This is a genomic window from Rhodococcus sp. OS5, from assembly GCF_056837585.1.
Genome location: NZ_JBWWRK010000002.1, coordinates 354409 through 375035 on the forward strand (window position 1 = coordinate 354409; position 20627 = coordinate 375035).

Consider the following 20627-nt stretch of genomic DNA (forward strand, 5'->3'; position numbering starts at 1 on the left):
GGAGTCGTCGTTGTCGCCAGGCAGGCGCCGGTCACGAGAACAACACGACTGCAAGGATTCTCGGGACTCGCGACGCAGCCGCGATACGTAGGTGTAGCGCCATGACGTGCGCCCGACTCCCTCCTATCCGATGACGATTCCGTCCATGGAGCAGAATTGATCAAGAAAATGCGATGAACGACGCGCAGCTCATCCAGGGTGAAGCTCGCTCCAGGCTACCCAATCGTTCCAGGCTACCCAATCCTTGATCGTCACCACGCCGCTTCCAGTAGCGTGACGATGCTGCTCTCGGTCACGGGTCGGGGGTTGGAGGCCAAGGAGATGTCGCCCGCGATCTCTGAGGCCATCTCGGCGAAGTGTGAACGGTTGCCTCCTGCCGTTGAGATTCGGTTGGGTACAGGTAGCCGGTCGACGAACTGACGGACAAGTTCTGGAGCGGATGAGGCGTATCCGTCGTCGGTGCACCCGAAGGCTGCGGCTATGAGCGCGAGCTTCTCGCGGGTCACGGGAGCGTTGAATTCCATTACCGTCGGGAGCATGATCGCCGACGACACTCCGTGAAGGAGGTTGAACCGAGTCGCGAGTTGATGGCCGATCGCGTGCGACAGTCCGGCTCCAGTGTTCGTGATTCCGAAGATTGCCAGCCACGCGGCTTCGAGGCACGCTGACCGAGCGGCCGCATCGTCGGGATGAAATGTGCTGTGCGCCAAGTGATCGTCGAGCATGCGTATCGCCTTCGTGGCGAGAGCGTCGACGAAAGGAATGCTCCCGTTGGCCAGGATGCTTTCGACTGCGTGATCCAGTGCCCTGATTCCCGACGCAGCCCAGAGTTGTGGAGGCGTGTAGGCGGCTACGTGTGGGTCGAGGATGACGGCGCGAGGAGCCAGAGCACGGAAGCGGAAGACGTGTTTGGCGTGGGTCCGAGTATCGCTGATGCCTACGATGTCGGTGTGCTCGGCGCCAGACAGTGTCGTAGGAATCGATACGTGTGGGATGGCTGATTCGAGCTCTTTTGGAAGTATGACCTCGCCGTCCGTTGTTCGAAGTGCGCGATAAGCGTCGAATTGGGACAACTCGGTCAGGCCCTGAGAAAGGCACATCGCGACACCCTTTGCGCAGTCGATCGACGTACCGCCGCCGACGCTGATCACGCTGTCAGCGCCGCATTCTCTGGCCATCCGTGCGGCGGCGAGGACGGCTTCCCGAGGAACATGCTGAGGGGTTTCGGCGAAGGTGCCGATTCCCGCACCGCCCAAGACCGTCTGTACCCGCTCCCCGACGCTGCCTCTGGCCAGGGATGCAGACATGACGACGAGCGCCCGGGTACCTCCGATGGATCCGAGTCGCTCGGGCAGAGCCTCCAATGCGCCCTCGCCGAAGGTGACGTTCTCGATTGGCGGTGTTGTAAAAAAGCGCACTGTCCCAGTCCTTTTCATGTTTCGGGTCATGGTGGGGTCGGCATTGACAAGGAGAAATCTTCACCTTTATGGTGTGCATCACATCAATCGATGACTTGAAAGTCAAGTAATTGACCATGAGGCCATTTTGGAGCAGCAATGTTGGAAGTCTCGGATATCGAAGTTCGCTTCGGCGGGCTCAAGGCCCTCGACGGGCTATCCCTCGAGGTGGGCGAGGGGGAGATCGTTTCGCTCATCGGGCCCAACGGTGCAGGAAAGTCGACCGCGTTCAACGTGATTACGCGGATAGTTGATCCGCAGGCAGGCCAGGTGAGATTCAAGGGCGAGGATCTTCTCGAACTTCCCGCCCATGCGATCGCGGGTCTGGGAATCGGCCGTACCTATCAGGGACTCGAGCTTTTCGGTTCGATGACAGTCGCGGAAACCTTGGCCGTGGGTTACGAAGCGTTCGAGCGGTGTGGACTCTTCGCGGGTGCCGTCTGGGCAAGGCGATGTTCCGGGCTCGTTGGTTTGGCACGTTCCGCTGCCCTGGACGCGGCTCGTCGACTCGGTCTCGAAGATTTGTTGGATCTTCCGGTGACCGCCCTGCCCTATGGGGTGCAGAAGCGTGTGGACATCGGCAGAGCACTGGTGGGCAGGCCACGTCTGTTGCTCCTCGACGAACCGGCAGCGGGACTGACCCATGCCGATCTCGACGAACTCGGAGAGTCCATCACACGGATCCGGACCGACCTCGACGTGTCGGTTCTCCTGGTCGAACATCACATGCCGCTGGTCATGTCGATCAGCGACCGTATTCACGTGCTCGACGCCGGAAAGCCGATCGCCGAGGGGACGCCGGTCGAAGTCCGTTTGAATCCAAAGGTCATCGAGGCGTACCTCGGCGTTCCAGCGGGAGGCGACCATGCTTGAGCTGACTGGAGTGACGGTCTCCTACGGCGCCGTTGCAGCAGTCGATTCTGTCGACCTTGCCTGTGCGCCAGGCGAAGTGGTCGCATTGCTCGGCGCCAACGGCGCTGGGAAGTCCAGCATCGTCAAAGCTGTCAACGGCCTCGTCCGGCCGATTGGCGGATCGGTCGTCTGGCAAGGTCGGCGCCTCGAGTCCTTGTCTCCTGAGCGAATCGCCCGGGCGGGTATCGCGACAGTCCCGGAAGGACGTGAGATTTTCGGCAACCTCACGGTGCTCGAGAATCTCCGCTTGGGCAGTCATCGCCTCGGTCGACGCCGCGTCGACCGGTCGATGCTCGATCGTGTCCTCGAGTACTACCCCGTGCTTGCTGCCCGAACATCGCAGACAGCGCGTACTTTGTCCGGCGGCGAGCAACAGATGTTGGTGATCGGGCGCGCACTCATGGCGCAGCCGGAGTTGCTGCTTCTGGACGAACCATCACTGGGGTTGGCGCCGAAGATTGTTGCCGCGGTGTACGGCACCTTGCGGGAAGTGTGTCGGGACCTAGATCTCACCGTACTTGTTGTGGAGCAGGACATCACGACGGTGCTGTCTATCGCGTCGCACGCGCATGTCATGGCGTCGGGGCGGATCAGTGTTTCCGGAACCGCTGACGAGATCCGGTCGGACGAGTCACTGCGAGCAATCTATCTGGGAGAAACGGCATGAATCTGAGCTGGCAACTCGTTGTGGACGGGGTGGCGATCGGCGTGATCTACGGACTCGTCGGATTGTCGTTGCTGATGGTCTATCGATCCACTGGCGTGCTCAACTTCGCGCAGGGGGAGATGGCGGTCTTTTGTACTTACGTAGCCTGGTCTCTGATCGTGAGCTTCGGTGTGAGTCTGTGGCTGGGATTCGCTGCGACGGTTCTCTTCTCGTTCGTGCTCGGTGTCGTGGTCGAGCGAATCTTCGTCCGGCCTGCGGGCGCGGCCAACCCACTCACTGTCATGATCGTGACGATCGGGCTGTTCATGATGTTCAACAGCTTCCAACGAGACTGGTGGCCGGCGGGACCGAAATCGTTCCCGTCGCCGTTCCCTTCCGGGACTGTCGAGATCGGGGATGCCCGCGTCAGCTGGGTCAGCATCGGGATTCTGGGCACAGCAGCGTGTGTGATGCTCTGTTTGACGGCTCTGTTCCGCCTGACGCGTGTCGGTCTGGCGATGCGCGCCGTAGTCGACAATCCCACTGCCTCCTCGCTCATGGGCATCAGCAATCATCGGATCATTTCGCTGGGATGGGGTCTGGCGTCGGCAGTCGGTGCGGTTGCCGGAATGCTCGCCGTGAATCTGCTTCTCCTGGACCCGAGTACGGCCTACGCATTGCTTCTGTTCTCGTTCGCCACTTTGGTCCTCGCCGGTATGACGAGTCCAGCTGGGGTGGTCGTGTGCGGCCTGCTTCTCGGATTGTTGAACGCAGTCGCAAGTAGTTTCAAGCTCATCGGCACCGAATTGAGCATTGTCGTAACACTTCTCGCCCTGATTCTCGTTCTGGTGGTCAAACCAGGCGGGCTGTTCGGAAAGGCACCGGTGGTCAAGGTATGAATCGATTGACGAATCGCAGAACTATCGCGGCGGTCGCCGGGACAGCTACAACGGCAGTGGTCTACGGCGTGCTCTACAGCATGGCGTGGATCCCCGGTTGGCTCGTTCTGGTCGCTGCGGGTATCGCCGGAGTAGCTGTCGGGCGTGCACTAGGGCTCGCTCGTGCCTCGGCCTTGCCGACTCTGCTCGTTCTTGTTCTCGCACCGTCACTGATTGCACCAGTTGATCTCGTGCAGGTCTTGATTTTCGGGATCGCAGCATTGGGTTTGTACGTGCTGCTCGGGTTGAGCGGTCAGCTGAGCCTTGCCCAGGGAACGATGTTGGGAATCGGCGCGTACACGACTGCGATACTCGCGAGCGAGCATGGATGGCCTCTGCTCGCTGCGATCCCGGCAGGGGTTGCGGTTACCGGGCTGATCGGATGGCTTCTCGGCCTCGTTGCAGTGCGGTTCGACGGCGTCTATCTGGCGATTCTTACCGGTGCGTTCGCGATCGTGGCGCCAATCCTGCTCAAGTACTTCGCCGATGTCACCGGCGGGGTGCACGGGATTTCGATTCCGCCGCTGCACTCACCGATTCCTGCACTCACGGACGACCAGTTTCTCTACCTGTTGGTTCTGGCCGTCGCGATAGTGGCCGGTGTGCTGACTTGGAATATCGCGCGCGGACCCGTCGGCTTCGGTCTCCGTGCGATGCACGACAGCCCTGTCGCAGCTCGCGGTATCGGGATCAGCCTAGGGCGCGCAAAGATGCAAGCCTTTCTCGTCAGCTCACTCCTCGCCGGGCTGGCCGGCGGTCTCTACAGCGTTGCAGTTGGTTTCGTGAGTCCGGACAGCTTCGGTCTGATGCTCGGCATCCACTTACTGGTCATGGTCGTCATCGGTGGCACGGGTTCCATCGTCGGTGCATTCATCGGAGCCGGCGCCGTACATCTTCTGCAAACCCATCTCGAAGAGATCTCCGTACCGGTGGGGTCGGGATTCTCCGTGGCATTCGGCCCGCAGGCCGTCTTCGGGATCGTGCTGATTCTCGTTCTCCTGCTGATGCCGACGGGTCTGTCCGGCCTTCCGCAGCGCCGCGGTGCCCTGTTCCACACATGGCACCGCAGAACGACAGTCACCGATGCATCGCTGGTTCCAGGTCCCGCGGCACCAGCACGAATTCCAGTCGACGCAACATCAGAAGAAGGAGAAAGAAATTGAAGCCAATCACTGTGCTGGTCGCGTGTGCGACGGCGCTCACCCTGGTTGCGTGTGGCCAAGCACGCGGGTCGGATGAGTCCAGTGTCGTCGGTGTCACCGACGACACGGTGCGCTTGGGAATGACCGCTCCGTTGACCGGTCCGGGAGCATCCTACAGCGGTTTCGCGAAGGGGATGCAGGCGTATTTCGCGAAAGTCAACGCGGACGGTGGAATTCACGGCCGAAAGATCGACCTCATCGTCCGCGATGATGCGTACGATCCGGCGAAGACCGTGACCGAGACGTCGAGACTGGTCAAGTCCGACGAAGTGCTGGCCGTCGTCGGAGGAGTCGGCGGCGCCACGCAAAGTGCTGTTGCTGCAACCAACAATCGGGACGAGATACCGACGCTTCTTGCCATCACCGGCCTGGACGCACTCGTAGATCCACCGATGCCCTTCGTGTCGATCATGCAGCCGACATACGGCATGGAATCGGCACTGTGGATCGACTACATCGAAAGAATCCATCCCGGAGCCAAGGTAGGCCTGCTGTACCAGAACGACAACTCGGGTAAGACGGTCGATGCGGCATTGACCCTGGCGTTTGCCGGACGCTACGCCTCCGAGGGCTACGGCACCACCGATGCCGATGTCTCGACGCAGATCACCGCGCTGCGTCAAGCGGGAGTGGACGTCTTACTGTTCGCGTCTGCTCCGAAGTTCGCTACGCAAGGGCTCCTCGCCATAGAACGGTTGGGCTGGAATGTACCGACCCTCGTGTCGTCGGTCGGCTACGACTCGAGCGTCGCAACGAATGCCGGTGGTGCGGCGGACGGCGTCGTTTCCGCCCTGTCGGTCAGGCCTTATCAAGATGAGTCCGACCCAGTTGTCAAGGCAGCCAACGACATAGTCCGTCAGTACGGGGAACGGGTTGAACCCAATCAGTGGACGATGGTGGGCATTGCCAACGCAACGATTCTGGCGTCCGTTCTCGAAGATGCAGGTGAGGATCTGAACCGTGAAACTCTCATGGAGGCTCACGATTCGCTCACCCTGGATGACGGTCCGTGGTTCGGTTCGGTAGAACTCTCCCCAACCGATCGTGTCGCTCTGGGATGCTTCGAACTTGTCACGATCGAGAACGGATCTCACAAGGCATTGGGCGAACCGGTTTGTAGCTGAACCGCGGTGACCATGCAGCAGGGCCCGACGTCGAGTCGGGCCCTGCCGCCTGTGAAGAAACACGTCATACTTGGTGTTCACTCCATTGGTCATCACAGTCATCGAATTGATCTGTGGTGTCATTCCGATGACAATCGAATGGATCTGTTTGGTTGTAGGCATCGGCAGTTGTAGGCACGGCAGTTTTGGGCACCGACTGTCTGCATGGACAAAAGGGGGAGCACCGAGCAATGGCGCGCTGGGAGAACGAACACAAAACGAGTGAGCAGGTCCGTGAGATCAAACGCCAGGCTGTCTTGAGGGAGGCCTCTCGCGCATTCGGGCGAAAGGGGTATCACAACACGTCCCTCGACGACGTCGCTCGCTCGCTCAACATCGCCAAGGGCACGCTCTACAACTATGTGCGGGACAAGCAGGAAATTCTGTTCGAGTGCCACAAGGAAGCACTCGACATCGGTGACGCAGCGATGGAGCACTCATCATTCGCCACTACCGGTGCAGAGCAACTTCGGCTTGCGATCAGGTATTACCTGGAGCGGATTGCGGAGAACCTGGGTGCCTGCGCCGCACTGCTGGAAGTCGACGCCTTGCGGCCCGCTGACCGGAAGGAAGCGGTCGAGCGCAGGCGCGGGTTCGAACTGAGCCTCTCGACCATGGTCGAGAGGGGAGTCGCGGACGGCAGTCTCAAAGCCGCCCTCGACCCACTACTAGTCGTGCGCACCGTGATGGGAGCCATCAACTGGATTCCGCGCTGGTACGACCCGGAGCGGGACCAGTCGCCGGCGGAACTCTCGGTCGAGATGTCCGGGATGTTGCTCGACGGCTTGACCGCCCCCTGAGCAGTGGTGGGCTACAACAGGTCGCGGTTCGCCTCCCCGAGTCGGGGAGTACCGCGTGTGGGGCCAGGTCTGGCACCGTCGAACATCAGCGGTTGGGCTACACAGGTCAGCGTCGTGCCATCGGTGAGTGGCACTGCGTGAAACAGGTCTCGATCTCGAAAGTGCTTGTCCTGCTGAACTTCCGCAATATCCAGGACGGGAGACCAGGCGATGTCCGCCGCATCCAGCAGGCCGGACCACTCGTCACGGGTGCGTTGAAGCAGCGCGTTCTCGAGCCGGTCGCGTAGAGCCACGCGTCCCCGGATCCTGGCCGCTCGGGGTAACTCACGGACATCTGACATGTCGAGGAGGTCGCACAGCGGCTCCCAGAACCAGTCCTCGTATGCGACCGACAAGCTCAGCAGCTTGCCGTCGGCGCATGCGAACAGCCCGTAGGCGGGTTCGGCTGATCCGAGCTCGGGATTCGGCTGATCGTTCAACGACGGTACGAGTGAGGCAGTCAGCCAGGACACCAGTCCGTCGGTCATCGACACGTCGACATGCGCGCCCCGCCCGGTCTGTTGCCGGGCGAGGAGGGCAGCGAGCGTGCCGACCACCGCGAAGGTGCCCGACGACAGGTCTCCCAATGCCAATTCGTCGATCGCGGAAGTGTCGCGATCGGCCACTCTCGCATGGAGCAGTCCTGCTGAGGCTTGATACGAGATATCGTGTGCTGCTCTGAGGCGGTTCGGGCCGGTCTGCCCGAATCCTGTGATCGAGACATACACGGTCTGCGAATTGATGGCACTGACGTCGTCCGGACCGAAACCGAGACGAGTCATTGTTCCTGGGCGAAATCCCTCGATGAACACGTCCGCAGTGCCAAGGAGTCGGCGCAATCCGGCGCGGCCTTCGGCGCTCTTGAGGTCGAGCGCCACCGAGCGTTTGTTGCGATTGAGAGCGGCGTGGAAGGAGGGGAACGCTCGCGTCGGATCGCCGGCTCCTGGGCGTTCGACGATGATGACCTCGGCGCCGAGATCGGCCAGGATCATCGTGGCGTACGGCCCGGGGTATTGCTCGGCGGCAGTCACGATCCGGAGTCCGGAAAGGGGAAGTGTCATGTGGAGAGTCCTTGCGGTTGAGGGTGATCAGAAAGCTGCGCGTCCGGTGAGGGACTTGCCGATGATGAGCCGTTGGAGGTCGGACGGACCCTCGTAGATGCGGGTCATCGCGATGAGTCGGCTCAACTTTTCGACAGAAAAATCAGGGGATGTGCCGTAAGCGCCGTGAATCTGGAGTGCGCGATCGGCGACGCGATGGGCCATTTCGGTGGCAAACAGTTTGGCGGTCGCAGACGCGAGTGCAAATGGCTGACCTCGATCCACGAGAGACAGCGCCTGGTATGCGAGCCCGCGTGCGGCCTGGATCTCAGCATGGTTGTCTGCCAGCTTGGCTTGTACGAGTTGCTTGCCGGCTAGAGAATCGCCGAAGAGTTCCCGCTCATCGGCGTAGCGCAGGGCTGCCGATTGGGCTGCTTGTCCCAAGCCGACAGCGTTCAGAGCGACGAGCGCCCGCGCTTCCTGGAAGGTGCCGAGCATCGCACCCAGCCCTTTGCCCTGGGTGTCGAGACGATGGTCGGCGGGCACTTCGACATCGAAGGAAAGTTCGGCGGTGGTAATCGATCCGTTGGTGACCAGGGGTGTCACGCCGTAGCCGTGGGTTTCCTTGTCGACTACGAATAGGTCCAGGGCATCGTCGTCGGTCCGGGCGAGCACGATGGTGAAGTCGGCGATGTGGCCGTTGGTGATCCAGACCTTCGTGCCGCGCAGGTGGTAACCGTCACTGGTTCGCGTTGCGCGTGTTGCCGTGCGACGGACATCTGAACCGCCGGACGATTCAGTGTTCGCTGTGGCGCCGATCCTGTCGCCCGTCATGAGCGGGGAAAGGTAGCGCTCGCGTAGGGGAGCTGACGCGTGGCGCGCGAGAACGAGACCGACTGTCTCGTTGATGAAGGCAGGTGTCGTGACGTCGACGGCATGTTCGATCCCGGCTTCGAAGATAAGCCCTGCCGTGACTGCGTCCAAGCCGAGTCCTCCGTCGGGGACCGGGACTCGCCCGTTGCCGAGTCCGAATCCGAGGAAGCCGCGAAGCAGCGGCAGCAACCGCTCTCGGCTTGCGCCGATGGGTTCTTTCGAGGCCTCGAGCGCAGGACGGACGCGGTCCCGACAGAACTGGACGAACGATGAAAGCAGGGCCTCCTGCTCGGTGGTCCAAGGGGGGATCATTACGGCCTCCAGAGTTAGTGACTATCTAGTCGTAAAGATGACTTCAAAGTCAGAGTAACGTGGTGAAGCATCACGAACAAGGTTGTACGTGAACGGAAATCGGCTCTTGACGTTGCATTGCAGGCTATGTACGTTCAGTGACTATAGAGTCAGAAAAATACGAGAGTGAGTCATTTATGAAAGACGTTGTCGTCGCTGGAGTAGGGATGACATCCTTCGGAATGTTCCCGGAACGGACTTTGGTAGATCTGAGCCGTCAGGCTGTCGACGAGGCTCTCGCGGACAGTGGATGTGGGGTGGACGAGATCGAGTTCGTTGCCTATTCCAATTCCACGGCAGGCGCTATGAGTGGTCAGCACTCGATCCGCGGTGAGGTTGCACTACGCGACACCGGACTGCTCGGACGCGCCATCGTGAATGTCGAGAATGCATGTGCCTCCGGCTCGACCGCATTTCGAACGGCATGCCTCGAAGTTGCCTCCGGTGCCCGCGAAGTGGCGCTGGCTGTCGGGGCGGAAAAGATGTCCTATCCGGACAAAGCAGCGATGTTTGCGGCTTTGAACGGAGGCACGGACGTCGGAGATATCGGATCGCTTGTCGAACGCTTGGACGGTCGAACGAATCGCAGCATCTTCATGGACATCTATGCTGACGCAGCTCGTCGAAGAATGGCGAAATACGATCTTGGACAGGAAGATTTCGCGCGAATCGTCGAAAAGAGTCGTCAGGCGGGATCGCTCAACCATCGCGCTCAGTTCCGTAAGACCACGACTGTAGACGAGGTGCTTGCGGCTCGAACCGTGGTGGACCCGCTGACCCTTCCGATGTGCTCCCCGATCGGAGACGGTGCCGCCGCAGTAGTCGTGATGTCTGCTGAGTCTGCGCGTCGTCGGGGGATTGCCCCCGTGTTCGTTCGGGCAGTGGAAATCACCTCCGGCTTAGGAGACGTCGCCGGCCCAGTCGCTGCCGCTCGCGCTGCTCGCGCAGCCTACGAGAGAGCCGGAATCGAACCACAGGACATCGATGTCGCCGAGGTTCACGACGCAACAGCCTCCGCTGAACTCGGACTCTACGAGGACCTTGGATTCTGCGCACCGGGCGAAGCGTCGATGTTGATTCGAACCAACGCCACCGCGATCAACGGACGAATCGCGGTGAATTCGAGTGGCGGGTTGCTCTCCCGGGGACATCCGATCGGCGCGACCGGGTGCGCGCAGATCGTCGAACTCGTCGATCAACTGCGCGGCCGGGCAGGAGACCGCCAACGGGAAGGCGCACGGACTGCTCTCGCGGAGAACGGTGGTGGCTGGCTCGGTGACGACGCAGCCGTTGCTGTCGTGACCATCCTTTCGACCTGAACTGTCGGACGCAACTGACCAGAAGGACGACCAATGAAGCAATTTGTCGACAGTTTCTACGACGGCGCCGCCGAATTTCCCGAGCGGGTGTTCGCGATCGACCCGCAGGGGCGTGAATGGACTTACGCCGAAATCGCCTCGGTTGCAGACCGAGTCGCGACCGGAATCATGGCGGCCGGTGTCGCACCTGGATCCCGTGTTGCGATCTTCAGCCCGAATCACGTGTACGGGCTGGCGGTCAACTACGGCATCGTACGTGCCGGATGTGCCTGGGTAGCACTGAATTACCGTATGGGAGCCGCAGCAGTTCGCGAGACGCTTCACGACATCCCGGTCGCCGGCGTCTTCGCTCACACGTCACTGGAGGCAGAACTGGACGGCATCGATGTCGGTCCGGTGGGCGTAGTCTTGCTGGACGGATCCGGGCTAGCGCACCCGGGACTGGAGGACTGGCTACCCGCGCAGCCTGCGCGCACGTTCCCCTCCAGCACCCCGGAGGATCCCGCAGCGATCTTGCTGACGAGCGGCACGACCGGCAAACCCAAGGGAATTGTCGTTCCGCACCGTGCATTTGTGGCCATGCTCGAAGACTTCGACGAGATCTTCGATTACCCGGAGCCGCCGCGTCACCTCGTCGTCGCGCCGATCACACACGCGGCGGGCATCTACGCGGCCGCCCTGCATCGTCACGGCGGAACCCACATTCTGATGGATCAAGCCGATCCCGGCGCCATTCTCGATGCGATCGAGCGGCACAAGATCACGACGCTCTTCCTTCCCCCGACACTCATCTACATGATGCTTGCCCACCCGGCTGCGCGAAGCCACGATTATTCGACGCTCCGCACCCTCATCTACGGTGCCTCGCCGATGTCCGCCGACAAAGTCCGTGAAGCCTGGGATGTGTTCGGCCCCGTCATGTTCCAGGGCTATGGGCAGAGCGAAGCACTCATGATCGCTTCGGTGCTCTCCGTTTCCGACCACGCAGAGGCGCTTGCCGATCCGGCCCTCGCGCATCGTTTGGCGAGCGCAGGCCGACACGGTCCGAGTACTGCCGTCGCGATCATGGACGAGAGCGGCTCGCTGGTGAAGACGGGGGAGAAGGGCGAGATCGTCGTCCGCGGCGACATTGTCATGTCCGAGTATCTCGATCAGCCGGAAGCGACCGCAGAGGCCAAGGCGTTCGGCTGGCATCACACGGGCGATCTCGGGTATCTCGACGCGGACGGCTTCCTGTTCGTGGTCGACCGCAAGAAGGACATGATCATCACGGGCGGACTCAACGTCTTTCCAGGTGAGATCGAGCGAATTCTGTTGAGTCACCCCAAGGTACGTGATGTTGCGGTCGTCGGGGTACCTGACCCGAAATGGGGCGAAGCCGTTCACGCAGCCGTCGAACCGAAAGAATGTGGCTCCATCACCGAAGCTGACCTGATCGAGTACTGCCGTCCGCTGCTCGGCGGAGTCAAGACACCCAAATCCGTTGCCTTCGTAGAGACATTGCCACGAAATGCGACCGGCAAGATTCTCAAGCGCGAAGTCCGCGCTCCATTCTGGGAAGGGCGAGACCGTGATATCTGAGCAAGAATCTGAAAGTGCTTCGAGGGAAATATCGCTGATTCGACGAGGTTCGGCGCTGTGGGCGACCATCGAACGGCCTCACGCGATGAACAGCCTGACACTCGGTGTACTTCGCGGGATCGAGGAAGCCGTCGACGCCGTCGAGGAGTCTCCCGATCTGCGTGCACTCGTGATCGCAGGAAGTGGCCGTGCCTTCAGCGCAGGCGCAGACCTTACGGGAGTGCCCGACGTGACCTCCGCTGAGGGCGGCGCTGACGACTTCCGCAGCTACCTGACGGAGGCGGGCAAGGCTTTCGCCCGGTTGGCCTCATGCCGACGACCAACCATCGCCGCCGTGCATGGTTATGCCCTCGCAGGGGGACTCGAACTCGCCCTCTCCTGTGACATCATCGTGGCCGCGGAGGGTGCCAAACTCGGTGACGGACATGCCAAGTACGGCCAGTTTCCGGCGGGCGGTGCTACAGCCCGCCTTCCCCTGCGGGTCGGGCATGCGTTTGCCAAATACATGATGTTCAGTGGGGCGGTGTTGGACGGCCGTGAGGCCGAGCGCCGTGGTCTGGCAGAGCTCGTCACCGACGATGGCGACCTCGCTGCCACAATCGACCGTCTCGTCGAATCCTTCTCCGCCGCGAGTCCGCTCGGACTGCAGAGAATGAAGGAACAACTCGAACCGACAGTCGTTCCACTCGAAGATCACATCCGGGCCGAACTCGACGTAGCCGTCGAGTACGCCCGCTCAGCTGATCGAGACGAAGGGCTCGCAGCTTTCCTCGAAGGACGAACCCCCGCCTTCGGAGACAACGCATCGGTCAACGATGCCGAGAGGTCGCCCGCATGATTCCCACAACACATGAGTCGATTCTGTCCTTGACCGACCGCGTTGCCCTCGTCACGGGCGCGGGTCAGGGGGTGGGCCGCGAAGTCGCGCTGACGTTTGCGCGCAACGGCGCTAGAGCCGTCATCGTCAACGACTTCGACGAAGCACGCGCCGCCTTAGTTGCCCAGGAGGTGGAGTCTGCCGGGGCGCGTGCCGTCGTCATGGCCACCGACATCACCGACTACGACGCGGTCACCTCGGAACTCGGGGCGGCGGTTGGTGAACTCGGCGGGCTGGACATCCTGGTCAACAACGCCGGTAATGCCGGACCGCGTACCGCTGACGCAAGTTTCGACCCCTTTTGGAAAACCTCTCCGGACGACTGGAACGCCTGGCTGGGGACAAATCTGTTCGGGACCCTGAACGTGAGTCGCGCAGCGCTGCCAGCACTTCTCGAATCCGAGGCGGGCAGCATCGTCAACGTCATCTCCGACGCGGGCCGCGTCGGAGAACCCCATATGGCGGTGTACTCCGCGGCGAAAGCGGGGGTCGCCGGCTTCACCCGCGCGCTGGCAAAAGGGACCGGCAGGCTCGGGGTACGGGTCAATGCCGTCTCGCTCGGAAGCGTGCGAACGCCGGGCATCGAGGCCATGATCGCCGACCCGCAGGCTGTCGAGTCGATGCTCAAGCAGTACGTCATCCGCCGCCTGGGTGAGCCTGCCGACGCCGCGAACATGATCCTGTTCCTGGCGTCCGGCGCCTCCAGTTGGATTACGGGGCAGACGTATCCGGTCAACGGTGGCTATTCGTTCTCGTCCTGACAAAAGTCGAGCCCGTCGAGGGTTCCGGTACGCCATACGAGGAAAGGTGAGTACGACTGTGCTGTACATGTTCGAAGCACGACTGAGTCAGGGGCAATTGTCCAACGAGGAATTCTATTCCCGATGGCTGAGCGAAGCCGAGTACGCCGCGAGCCTTGTGGAGGCAGGTGTCATCAAATCTGCGTACAAGGTTCCCGGCGAACACCGGGTAGTCGTTATCGCCGACCTCGACTCACCGGAACGCATCGACGATGTGATCCACAGCCTGCCGCTGTTCAAGAACGGCCTGTGGCCGCAGGTCCAGCACACCTGGACTCCCTTGCGGCTCTACACCGACTGGACCGAGGATCTCAAGGCTCTCGCCTGCGGCCGGACCCCGATGCGAGCAAAGGACGCCGAGGAATGACGATAAACCGCATTCACCATCTCGACGGCTGCACAATGCGTCCGCGAGGATTGCCAGTGAACGGGCGCGGCATCTTGGTCGGGCACGTCCTCGCAGTGGAGTTGCGGAGCGGTGACGTAGTTCTCGTCGATTCCGGGATCGGACGAGCCGCGCGTCGCGAACCCCGACGAATGCTCGGTGCTGCATTCGTTCACGGGTTTCGGCCCGACCTGAGCGAGTCGGGATCGGTGTTCGCGCAGTTGGTCAACCTCGGGCTAGCCGACCACGTGCGACACATCGTGCTCACGCACCTGGATGTGGACCACGCCGGTGGGCTCTCGGATTTTCCCCGCGCGACCGTGCATGTGCATACGCGGGAATTGGCGGCAGGAAGCTCTGTGCGAGGGTGGAACGCTCGAATGCGCTACAGGACAGCACTGTGGGGGCACGGACCTCGATTCCGCTCGTTCAGCGACGGCGGAGACTCGTGGAACGGATTCGACGGGGCTCAGGTCCTGGAGGGTCTTACCGACGAGGTGGTGGCGATCCCCTTGCCAGGGCATACGCAAGGTCACGTCGCAGTAGCCGTGCGCTCTGGGGAGAACTGGCTGGTGCATGCGGGTGACTGTTACTTTCACGGCAGTTCGGTCGGACGCGACCGCGACGACGTCCGTTGGGGAGCTGAGCTTTTCGAGACAGTTATGGCCGTCGATCGCCGCAAGGTTGCCGCGAACCACGAACGACTTGCCGAACTCGTCGCCCGCACGGACCGGACGTTCGAGGTGTTCTCTGCGCACGATCCGTTCGAATTCGATGAATGCCGTGCGCCAAACGGCGCGAACGAGAGGTAGGACGATGGAAAAGTCTGCAGCGCAAAATGATACGGAACGATCGGCCGAGTCCTTTCTTGCGTTGATCCGAGCCCAGGATGCCGCGGGAATCGTCAGCCGGTTCTCTCCGGAGGCGTCCCTCGTCGTCAACGGACGCAAACAGGATCGGATCCCGTTTGCCGGGGCTTACGACGGCACCGATGCAGTCGGGCAGCTACTTACACGTATCTTCGAAGCCGTCGAGATCCACGACCTACGTCCACAATTCACGCTGCGTGATGCCTCTGACGAGGTGGGTACGAAGATTGTCTGCTGTCTCAACCTGGTCGGTACGGTGCGGTCGACTGGAACGCAGTTCGACCTCGAAATATCGGCAATGGTGATGGTGAACGGTATGGGCGCAGTGGAGTCGGCGCGGGTGTTCTACGACACCGACATCACCCGCCGCGCCTTCGAAGAGAAATCTGACACCGTGTTACGAGACGAGAAGGGAAGTGGAATCAGCGAGGTCTCGCACGCGGTTTCGTATGACCCGAAACAGATCGTGTCCGAAATCTACAAGCTCATCTTCGAGGGAGTTCCCAAGGGCACCAAAGTAGGTTTCGGTGACTTGGCTCGCTCGACGGCCGAATTCGCTCGGCACAACATCACCAAGCCGCCATCATTTTGGTGGCAATTGGTGAGAAATTTCAACGTGTGGGATCTTTCACGGCAGTCGGCGGCGCTTCGTCCGTACTACTCACCTGGCCTGATTCATATGATCAAGGGTGGGGAGACCGAGGTCGAACTCTGTGGGACGTACCACGGACACCAAGGACTCTCCGACTTCGCGCTGACACTGTTTTCGGACTTGGAGTACGAGGGAGTACCGCCGCAACTCGAGACCATAGCCGAAGGTAATCGATGCGCCGTCCACATGCCCGAAACATTCGTCAACAAGGCGACGGGTACACGGGCAGTGGTTCACATGCTCCACCTCTGGCGTTTCGACGACGTCGGTAGGGTCGTCGAATTCAAGAGTTACAACGACACTTTCGAGATCGTCCACAGCTACGGTCTCGCGGGCTCCGGAGGAGAACTCCGTGACAGTTGACGTAACCTACGGGGAGCGAACCGCCACCGTCACATTCTCGAACAGTGGATCGCTCAATGCACTCGACCTGCACACAGTTCATGATCTTGCCCGTACATTCGAGAGCATCGCGACTCGGGCCGACATCGACGTCGTCGTTCTTGGCGCGGAAGACCCCGGATTTTGCGCGGGCGGCGATCTCGGGTTCGTGGCCGAGCATCTCAACGACCTCAGCTCAGCCGTGGACCAGTTCCTCGACCAAAGCGACGCCCTGATCACCTCTCTCCTCACCATGCCACAGGTCACCGTCTCGGCCGTTGATGGTGTTGCTGCAGGTGCCGGACTGTCACTGGCTGCGGCCGCCGACATCAGTATCTGCTCCGACCGAAGCACGTTCTATCCGGCGTACGCGCGGCTCGGCGTTCCACCGGACCTCGGAGGCTCAGTGACCCTCCCACACCGCCTCGGTTACCGCCGAGCATTGCAACTTCTCCTACTGCACTCGAGCCTCGACGCACGGTCAGCGCACGAATGGGGTCTCGTCGACGACGTCCAACCTCAGGAAGGATTCTCGAAGCATTTGTCCGAGAGGATATCCCGGATTCTCGATCTTGAGCAGTCCGCGCTTCGCGCTACGAAGAGCATGCTCGTCGGAGTTCATGACCTTGAATCGGCGCTCGCTCACGAACGGCGCCACCTGAAGGTTGCGATGTCGACGCCCTCCTACGCGCACAAAATCAGATCGTTTGTCGTTGATGCGGTACACGGTGTGAGCTGACCACCGACGATCTGTCAATCGAGTCAGGTAGTGGCCGTTCCTCCGCGGCCACTGAGCATTTTCGATCGGTTACTGGTTCAGATGTGATTCGGGCACCAGCTGAAGGCCCTCGAAGTTTGGACAACAGTAACCATAGAAACTGGCTGCACTGACCGAATGAGCATGAGAGACAACATCGTTGGTGTGACCAGGTTGAGCTTGCACTTCACCAGATCGTCTGCGCGATGTACCTACGAGGCATTGTCGACGAACGTTATCGTTTTTCCTGGCGCTCGATCCGGACTGTTATCAGAGCTGACTGCAGGAGCGTGAACCGGCAGGGGCGTGAACCGGCAGGACGATGCTCCACGCCGGCCTCGGACGGACATCATGGGTGACAGCTCCAGCGAGTGATGGCGGTATCGAGCACACTCAACCTCCTGCTCTGCCAGAACGTGTCGCTGGGCCCCGAACGTAGTTGCCGCGAAGTTGCTCTGCCAGAATTGGAAGATGACCGACAAAAACGGCAAAAGCAATGATGTGACTGCAGTAGGTTCCCGTGTGCGAATCACGGTGTCAGACTCCGATGCCGGTGGCAGCGTGGCATGCACGGGTGTGGTGATCGAGGACTACGAGGACATGGTCATTGACCGCGGTTCGGTGGGGCGGGACTGGGCTCCGGTGCATCGGTGGGCGATCGCACTCGATGACGGGCGCCTGATCTTCGCGAACGACGACGACCTGACGCCGGCAGAATAGGGCGCATCGGAAGCCTGGAACGCTTTGCGAGTCCATTCGGCAAGAGCAGCGTCAGACTCTGCTGCCCGAGGCTGTTTGGTGGTCGCCTAGCAAACACCCAGGAAGCGTAGGTCGAAGTGTTTTGACGACCGTACTTGTGTCGTGATGGTGCGAAAAGCTCGGTGGCTAGTCGAGTCGTTCCGACACCGACTCAGGGTGTTGCTCCTACACCGATGTCGAGAAAGATACTCAGCGGCCATTGCGTCTGCGGGTACGGCAATGGCTTCTGACTCGGTATCGGCTGAATCACCAGGGATTTCGTTGGTGTGGTTGCCACCTTGAGCGACGGTCATTTCGGATTCGGGTTTCATCGTCCCTTGGTTCGGCACGTACGCCGCGTGTCCGGTATCGGGGGTGCACCACCACCGCCCGTAGTGCCCGCCTGTCCTGTAATCGCTCCTCGCGGACCTCTGAGTGCCGTCTTCGACGGATTCGCGGATGCACCTCTCATTCAGTGTGCACTCCTGACCTTTCACGTCTGTCGTCGGAACAGTGGACGAAGATCCCAAACATTGAGCACTGCAGGAAAACTGGCCTCTTGGGTTCGAATTTGGCTAACATCTTGTTGCTGCGGTGATTCTGAGTGGTCAGTTCGTCCGCGCAGGGCCTGCCCTCCGGTTGTTCACTCGCCGGGCGGCGGGCTTCTACCTCGCCTCGATTGTCACACGATCCGAATACGTCGGGTGCGTGGTGACGGTACTGACCCGGCCCTCGTCGGAGAGTGAGGAACTTGGTATGACCGCCAACGGATCATCTGCCAACGGCGCTTCGTGATGCGCGGCGGGCACAGTCGAGACGAAAGCTGGCGGCCTTCTCATGTCTCGTCTCATTGCTTCGAGCGCCGGTTGGTTCTTCGTCCGTGGCGATGGCTTGGTCTGTTCACGCTGTGGTGGAGTGCCGGCCGGCTGGGCGAGCGTGATCGTGCGAGGTGAGGCGCGGGTGGGAAGAGTCTTTCGGGATGTGGGAATCGCGGGGTCGTGGTGGTCAAACATTCGTCCTGTGTGGCTCGGCTTTTGGTGGATCGGACAATCAGAGGAGGCCTGTCTTTTTGAAGAAGCTAGTGACAGCAGCGCTGTCGGTCATGCTGTAGACGTCGATTGTGAGGCCGGTTTCCATGTTGACGTAACTTCCCGATACTTGTCCGGTGGCGCCGTCACTGATGTTGACTCCTGCTGTGCGGGAGTCGTTTTCGACCAGGGTGTAGTTCCCGTAGTCGTATTCGCGGTATCCGAGAAGTGTCTTTTTCGCTTGTTTCAGGTCGAGGCTGGCTGTGAAGCGATTGCCGTACTCGGAGAAGCTTTCGGCGAGTTGGTTGGATTTCTTGATATCGCAGCTGATCACGAGGGCGCCGTCGGTGGTGAAGGTGGATTGCCGGCAGTTTTCGGAGGCACTGCTCAAAGCTGTGGGGAGGGCCGCTTTGACGGTGTCGGCGTCGGTGACCGGTCCGGCAGTCGTGGTCGTTGAGGATGTGCTGCCAGCGGCTGCTGGATTGTCCACGTTCGAGTTGCCCGGTGACGGGCGCAGAACGATCACGGCTGCCACGATTGCGCCGATGACGACGAGAGCGCCGGCGGCGGCAAGGTACTTGAGTTTCTTGGAGCTGGACGGGTTCGACGTGTGAGGTCTTTGGGTGGTGGCGTTGAGAGTGAAGGCGGGTTGCATCTGCCCAGGGGCGGGGTGGGCGTTCGGGCTTGCTCCGCTGCCAGGCGCAGCGAGCCGCGGGTTGGGGTAATCACGTCGAACCCCAGCACCGATGAGTGCGCCCTGGGCGACCACTGTTTTCGGGTCGTCGAGCGTCGCGATCGGCCCGAGGGCAGCGAGTCGTTGATGGACCAGTGGGATCCGTGACGAACCACCAGTCAGGTACAGGGCCGAGAGCTGACTCGGATGAGTGATGCCCGCATCGGTGAGTGTTTGTCGCGTCAAGGCGACTGCACGGTCGACGGCTGCGGCGATGAGTGATTCGAATTCCGGGCGGGTGATGGACAGTGTTTCCTGATGTCCATTTCCGTTGACCGTGATCGTCGCTGACGGGCTCGAGGAGAGCAGTTCCTTGGCTCGCTGGATGGAGTCGTCGAGACTACGGGTGACGTGCAAGGGCGCGGAGGTGCGGATGAAGTGCAGTAGATCGGGATTGCGATCATTGAGCATGTGATCGACCCACCCTCGTAGTACCGCGTCGAGGTTCTTTCCGCCGAGGCTGTTGTCGCCGCGCGCGGCGATGATGTCGAACGAATTGGCATCGGTGGCAGTCAGGACGGCAATGTCGAGGGTGCCGCCGCCGAAGTCGAACACTGCGATCTTCGTGCCGGCGGGCATGGTTTCGGTGCGTGAGTAGTAGTGCGCGGCGGCCCGGGGTTCGGAGACGGTACTGACGCGTCCCGATCCGTAGCCGACTCTGGCTGCAGCGTCGAGCAACACCCCGACCTCGCGTGGTGACCAACCCTCTGGATGGGTCAGGACCAGATGGGAGGGCGCTTGGTCACGGTGGGCGGCGGTGGCACGCCCGATCACCGTGTGCAGGACAGCAGCGACCGGCAACGAGGCGGGGATGTCGTAGCCGTTGACGTGCACCATGCCTTGGCCTACGACGCGTTTGGGGGACGGAATGAAGGCCGCTGGATTCGTCTCGGCCCGATTCAGGGCGACGTCGCCGACATCGATAGTCGCTGGTGATTCCACGAATACGGCCGAACTCATCAGATTGCCCTGGTGGGTCAGAGACAGAGTTTCCACTGCTCCGGTGACAACACCGGTGTGCGCGGCGGCGGTATTCGATGTTCCGAAGTCGACGCTCAGCATCCAACCCGACATGATGTATCTCTT

General features: G+C 61.2%; 20 protein-coding genes. 15 read left to right on the plus strand and 5 right to left on the minus strand.

Going from position 1 to position 20627, the window contains the following annotated elements; translation table 11 throughout:
• Nucleotides 1-251: 251 nt before the first annotated feature.
• Nucleotides 252-1418, minus strand: a complete 1167-nt coding sequence (locus ACVZUB_RS31630; RefSeq protein ID WP_376137880.1) for an iron-containing alcohol dehydrogenase — start codon at nucleotides 1416-1418, stop codon at nucleotides 252-254.
• A gap of 138 nt (nucleotides 1419-1556) precedes the next feature.
• Between ACVZUB_RS31630 and ACVZUB_RS31635 the strand changes: the two genes are divergently transcribed.
• The 6 genes from ACVZUB_RS31635 (at nucleotide 1557) to ACVZUB_RS31660 (ending at nucleotide 7118) form a co-directional block, all read left to right on the plus strand.
• Complete coding sequence (locus tag ACVZUB_RS31635) at nucleotides 1557-2330, plus strand: ABC transporter ATP-binding protein (RefSeq protein WP_482628572.1); 774 nt, start codon at nucleotides 1557-1559, stop codon at nucleotides 2328-2330.
• The gene (locus ACVZUB_RS31640) at nucleotides 2323-3036 is read left to right on the plus strand and encodes an ABC transporter ATP-binding protein (protein WP_482628573.1); all 714 of its coding nucleotides are present in this window, start codon (nucleotides 2323-2325) and stop codon (nucleotides 3034-3036) included. Before ACVZUB_RS31635 ends, ACVZUB_RS31640 begins: the two co-directional genes overlap by 8 nt.
• Nucleotides 3033-3914: a branched-chain amino acid ABC transporter permease gene (locus tag ACVZUB_RS31645; protein ID WP_376137886.1), complete on the plus strand. Its 882-nt coding sequence runs from the start codon at nucleotides 3033-3035 to the stop codon at nucleotides 3912-3914. Before ACVZUB_RS31640 ends, ACVZUB_RS31645 begins: the two co-directional genes overlap by 4 nt.
• 5 nt (nucleotides 3915-3919) lie before the next feature.
• Nucleotides 3920-5116, plus strand: coding sequence for a branched-chain amino acid ABC transporter permease (locus ACVZUB_RS31650; RefSeq protein WP_482628574.1), 1197 nt, complete (start codon nucleotides 3920-3922; stop codon nucleotides 5114-5116).
• Nucleotides 5113-6279: an ABC transporter substrate-binding protein gene (locus tag ACVZUB_RS31655; protein WP_376137890.1), complete on the plus strand. Its 1167-nt coding sequence runs from the start codon at nucleotides 5113-5115 to the stop codon at nucleotides 6277-6279. Before ACVZUB_RS31650 ends, ACVZUB_RS31655 begins: the two co-directional genes overlap by 4 nt.
• Before the next feature lie 230 nt (nucleotides 6280-6509).
• On the plus strand, nucleotides 6510-7118 hold the full coding sequence (locus tag ACVZUB_RS31660; protein WP_376137892.1) for a TetR/AcrR family transcriptional regulator: 609 nt from the start codon (nucleotides 6510-6512) through the stop codon (nucleotides 7116-7118).
• 11 nt (nucleotides 7119-7129) lie between these two features.
• On the opposite strand, the gene ACVZUB_RS31665 is transcribed toward ACVZUB_RS31660, so the two are convergent.
• Both ACVZUB_RS31665 and ACVZUB_RS31670 read right to left on the minus strand, forming a co-directional pair.
• On the minus strand, nucleotides 7130-8218 hold the full coding sequence (locus tag ACVZUB_RS31665; protein ID WP_482628575.1) for a CaiB/BaiF CoA transferase family protein: 1089 nt from the start codon (nucleotides 8216-8218) through the stop codon (nucleotides 7130-7132).
• 27 nt (nucleotides 8219-8245) lie between these two features.
• On the minus strand, nucleotides 8246-9382 hold the full coding sequence (locus ACVZUB_RS31670) for an acyl-CoA dehydrogenase family protein (RefSeq protein ID WP_482628576.1): 1137 nt from the start codon (nucleotides 9380-9382) through the stop codon (nucleotides 8246-8248).
• A 176-nt stretch (nucleotides 9383-9558) separates the two neighbouring features.
• Between ACVZUB_RS31670 and ACVZUB_RS31675 the strand changes: the two genes are divergently transcribed.
• From ACVZUB_RS31675 to ACVZUB_RS31715, 9 genes are all read left to right on the plus strand, one after another.
• A complete protein-coding gene (locus tag ACVZUB_RS31675; RefSeq protein WP_482628577.1) occupies nucleotides 9559-10740 on the plus strand; it encodes a thiolase family protein in 1182 nt (393 codons plus the stop codon).
• A 33-nt stretch (nucleotides 10741-10773) separates the two neighbouring features.
• Entirely contained in the window at nucleotides 10774-12321 is a 1548-nt protein-coding gene (locus ACVZUB_RS31680) for a class I adenylate-forming enzyme family protein (protein WP_482628578.1), read from the plus strand.
• Nucleotides 12251-13159, plus strand: a complete 909-nt coding sequence (locus tag ACVZUB_RS31685) for an enoyl-CoA hydratase/isomerase family protein (protein ID WP_482628579.1) — start codon at nucleotides 12251-12253, stop codon at nucleotides 13157-13159. The genes ACVZUB_RS31680 and ACVZUB_RS31685 overlap by 71 nt, the downstream gene beginning before the upstream one ends.
• The gene (locus ACVZUB_RS31690) at nucleotides 13156-13959 is read left to right on the plus strand and encodes an SDR family NAD(P)-dependent oxidoreductase (protein WP_482628580.1); all 804 of its coding nucleotides are present in this window, start codon (nucleotides 13156-13158) and stop codon (nucleotides 13957-13959) included. Before ACVZUB_RS31685 ends, ACVZUB_RS31690 begins: the two co-directional genes overlap by 4 nt.
• A gap of 46 nt (nucleotides 13960-14005) precedes the next feature.
• Nucleotides 14006-14365, plus strand: a complete 360-nt coding sequence (locus tag ACVZUB_RS31695) for a muconolactone Delta-isomerase family protein (RefSeq protein ID WP_138872126.1) — start codon at nucleotides 14006-14008, stop codon at nucleotides 14363-14365.
• Between the two features lie 56 nt (nucleotides 14366-14421).
• On the plus strand, nucleotides 14422-15195 hold the full coding sequence (locus ACVZUB_RS31700; protein WP_482628581.1) for an MBL fold metallo-hydrolase: 774 nt from the start codon (nucleotides 14422-14424) through the stop codon (nucleotides 15193-15195).
• A gap of 4 nt (nucleotides 15196-15199) precedes the next feature.
• On the plus strand, nucleotides 15200-16267 hold the full coding sequence (locus ACVZUB_RS31705; protein ID WP_482628582.1) for a nuclear transport factor 2 family protein: 1068 nt from the start codon (nucleotides 15200-15202) through the stop codon (nucleotides 16265-16267).
• A complete protein-coding gene (locus ACVZUB_RS31710; RefSeq protein WP_376137908.1) occupies nucleotides 16257-17024 on the plus strand; it encodes an enoyl-CoA hydratase/isomerase family protein in 768 nt (255 codons plus the stop codon). The genes ACVZUB_RS31705 and ACVZUB_RS31710 overlap by 11 nt, the downstream gene beginning before the upstream one ends.
• A 489-nt stretch (nucleotides 17025-17513) precedes the next feature.
• Nucleotides 17514-17762 (plus strand): hypothetical protein, encoded by a 249-nt coding sequence (locus ACVZUB_RS31715; protein ID WP_076948940.1) that lies wholly within the window; start codon nucleotides 17514-17516, stop codon nucleotides 17760-17762.
• A 683-nt stretch (nucleotides 17763-18445) separates the two neighbouring features.
• Here the strand turns inward: ACVZUB_RS31715 and ACVZUB_RS31720 are convergent.
• A complete protein-coding gene (locus ACVZUB_RS31720; protein ID WP_482628583.1) occupies nucleotides 18446-18619 on the minus strand; it encodes a hypothetical protein in 174 nt (57 codons plus the stop codon).
• Between the two features lie 211 nt (nucleotides 18620-18830).
• The gene (locus ACVZUB_RS31725; protein WP_376137912.1) at nucleotides 18831-20615 is read right to left on the minus strand and encodes an Hsp70 family protein; all 1785 of its coding nucleotides are present in this window, start codon (nucleotides 20613-20615) and stop codon (nucleotides 18831-18833) included.
• Between the last annotated feature and the right edge of the window lie 12 nt (nucleotides 20616-20627).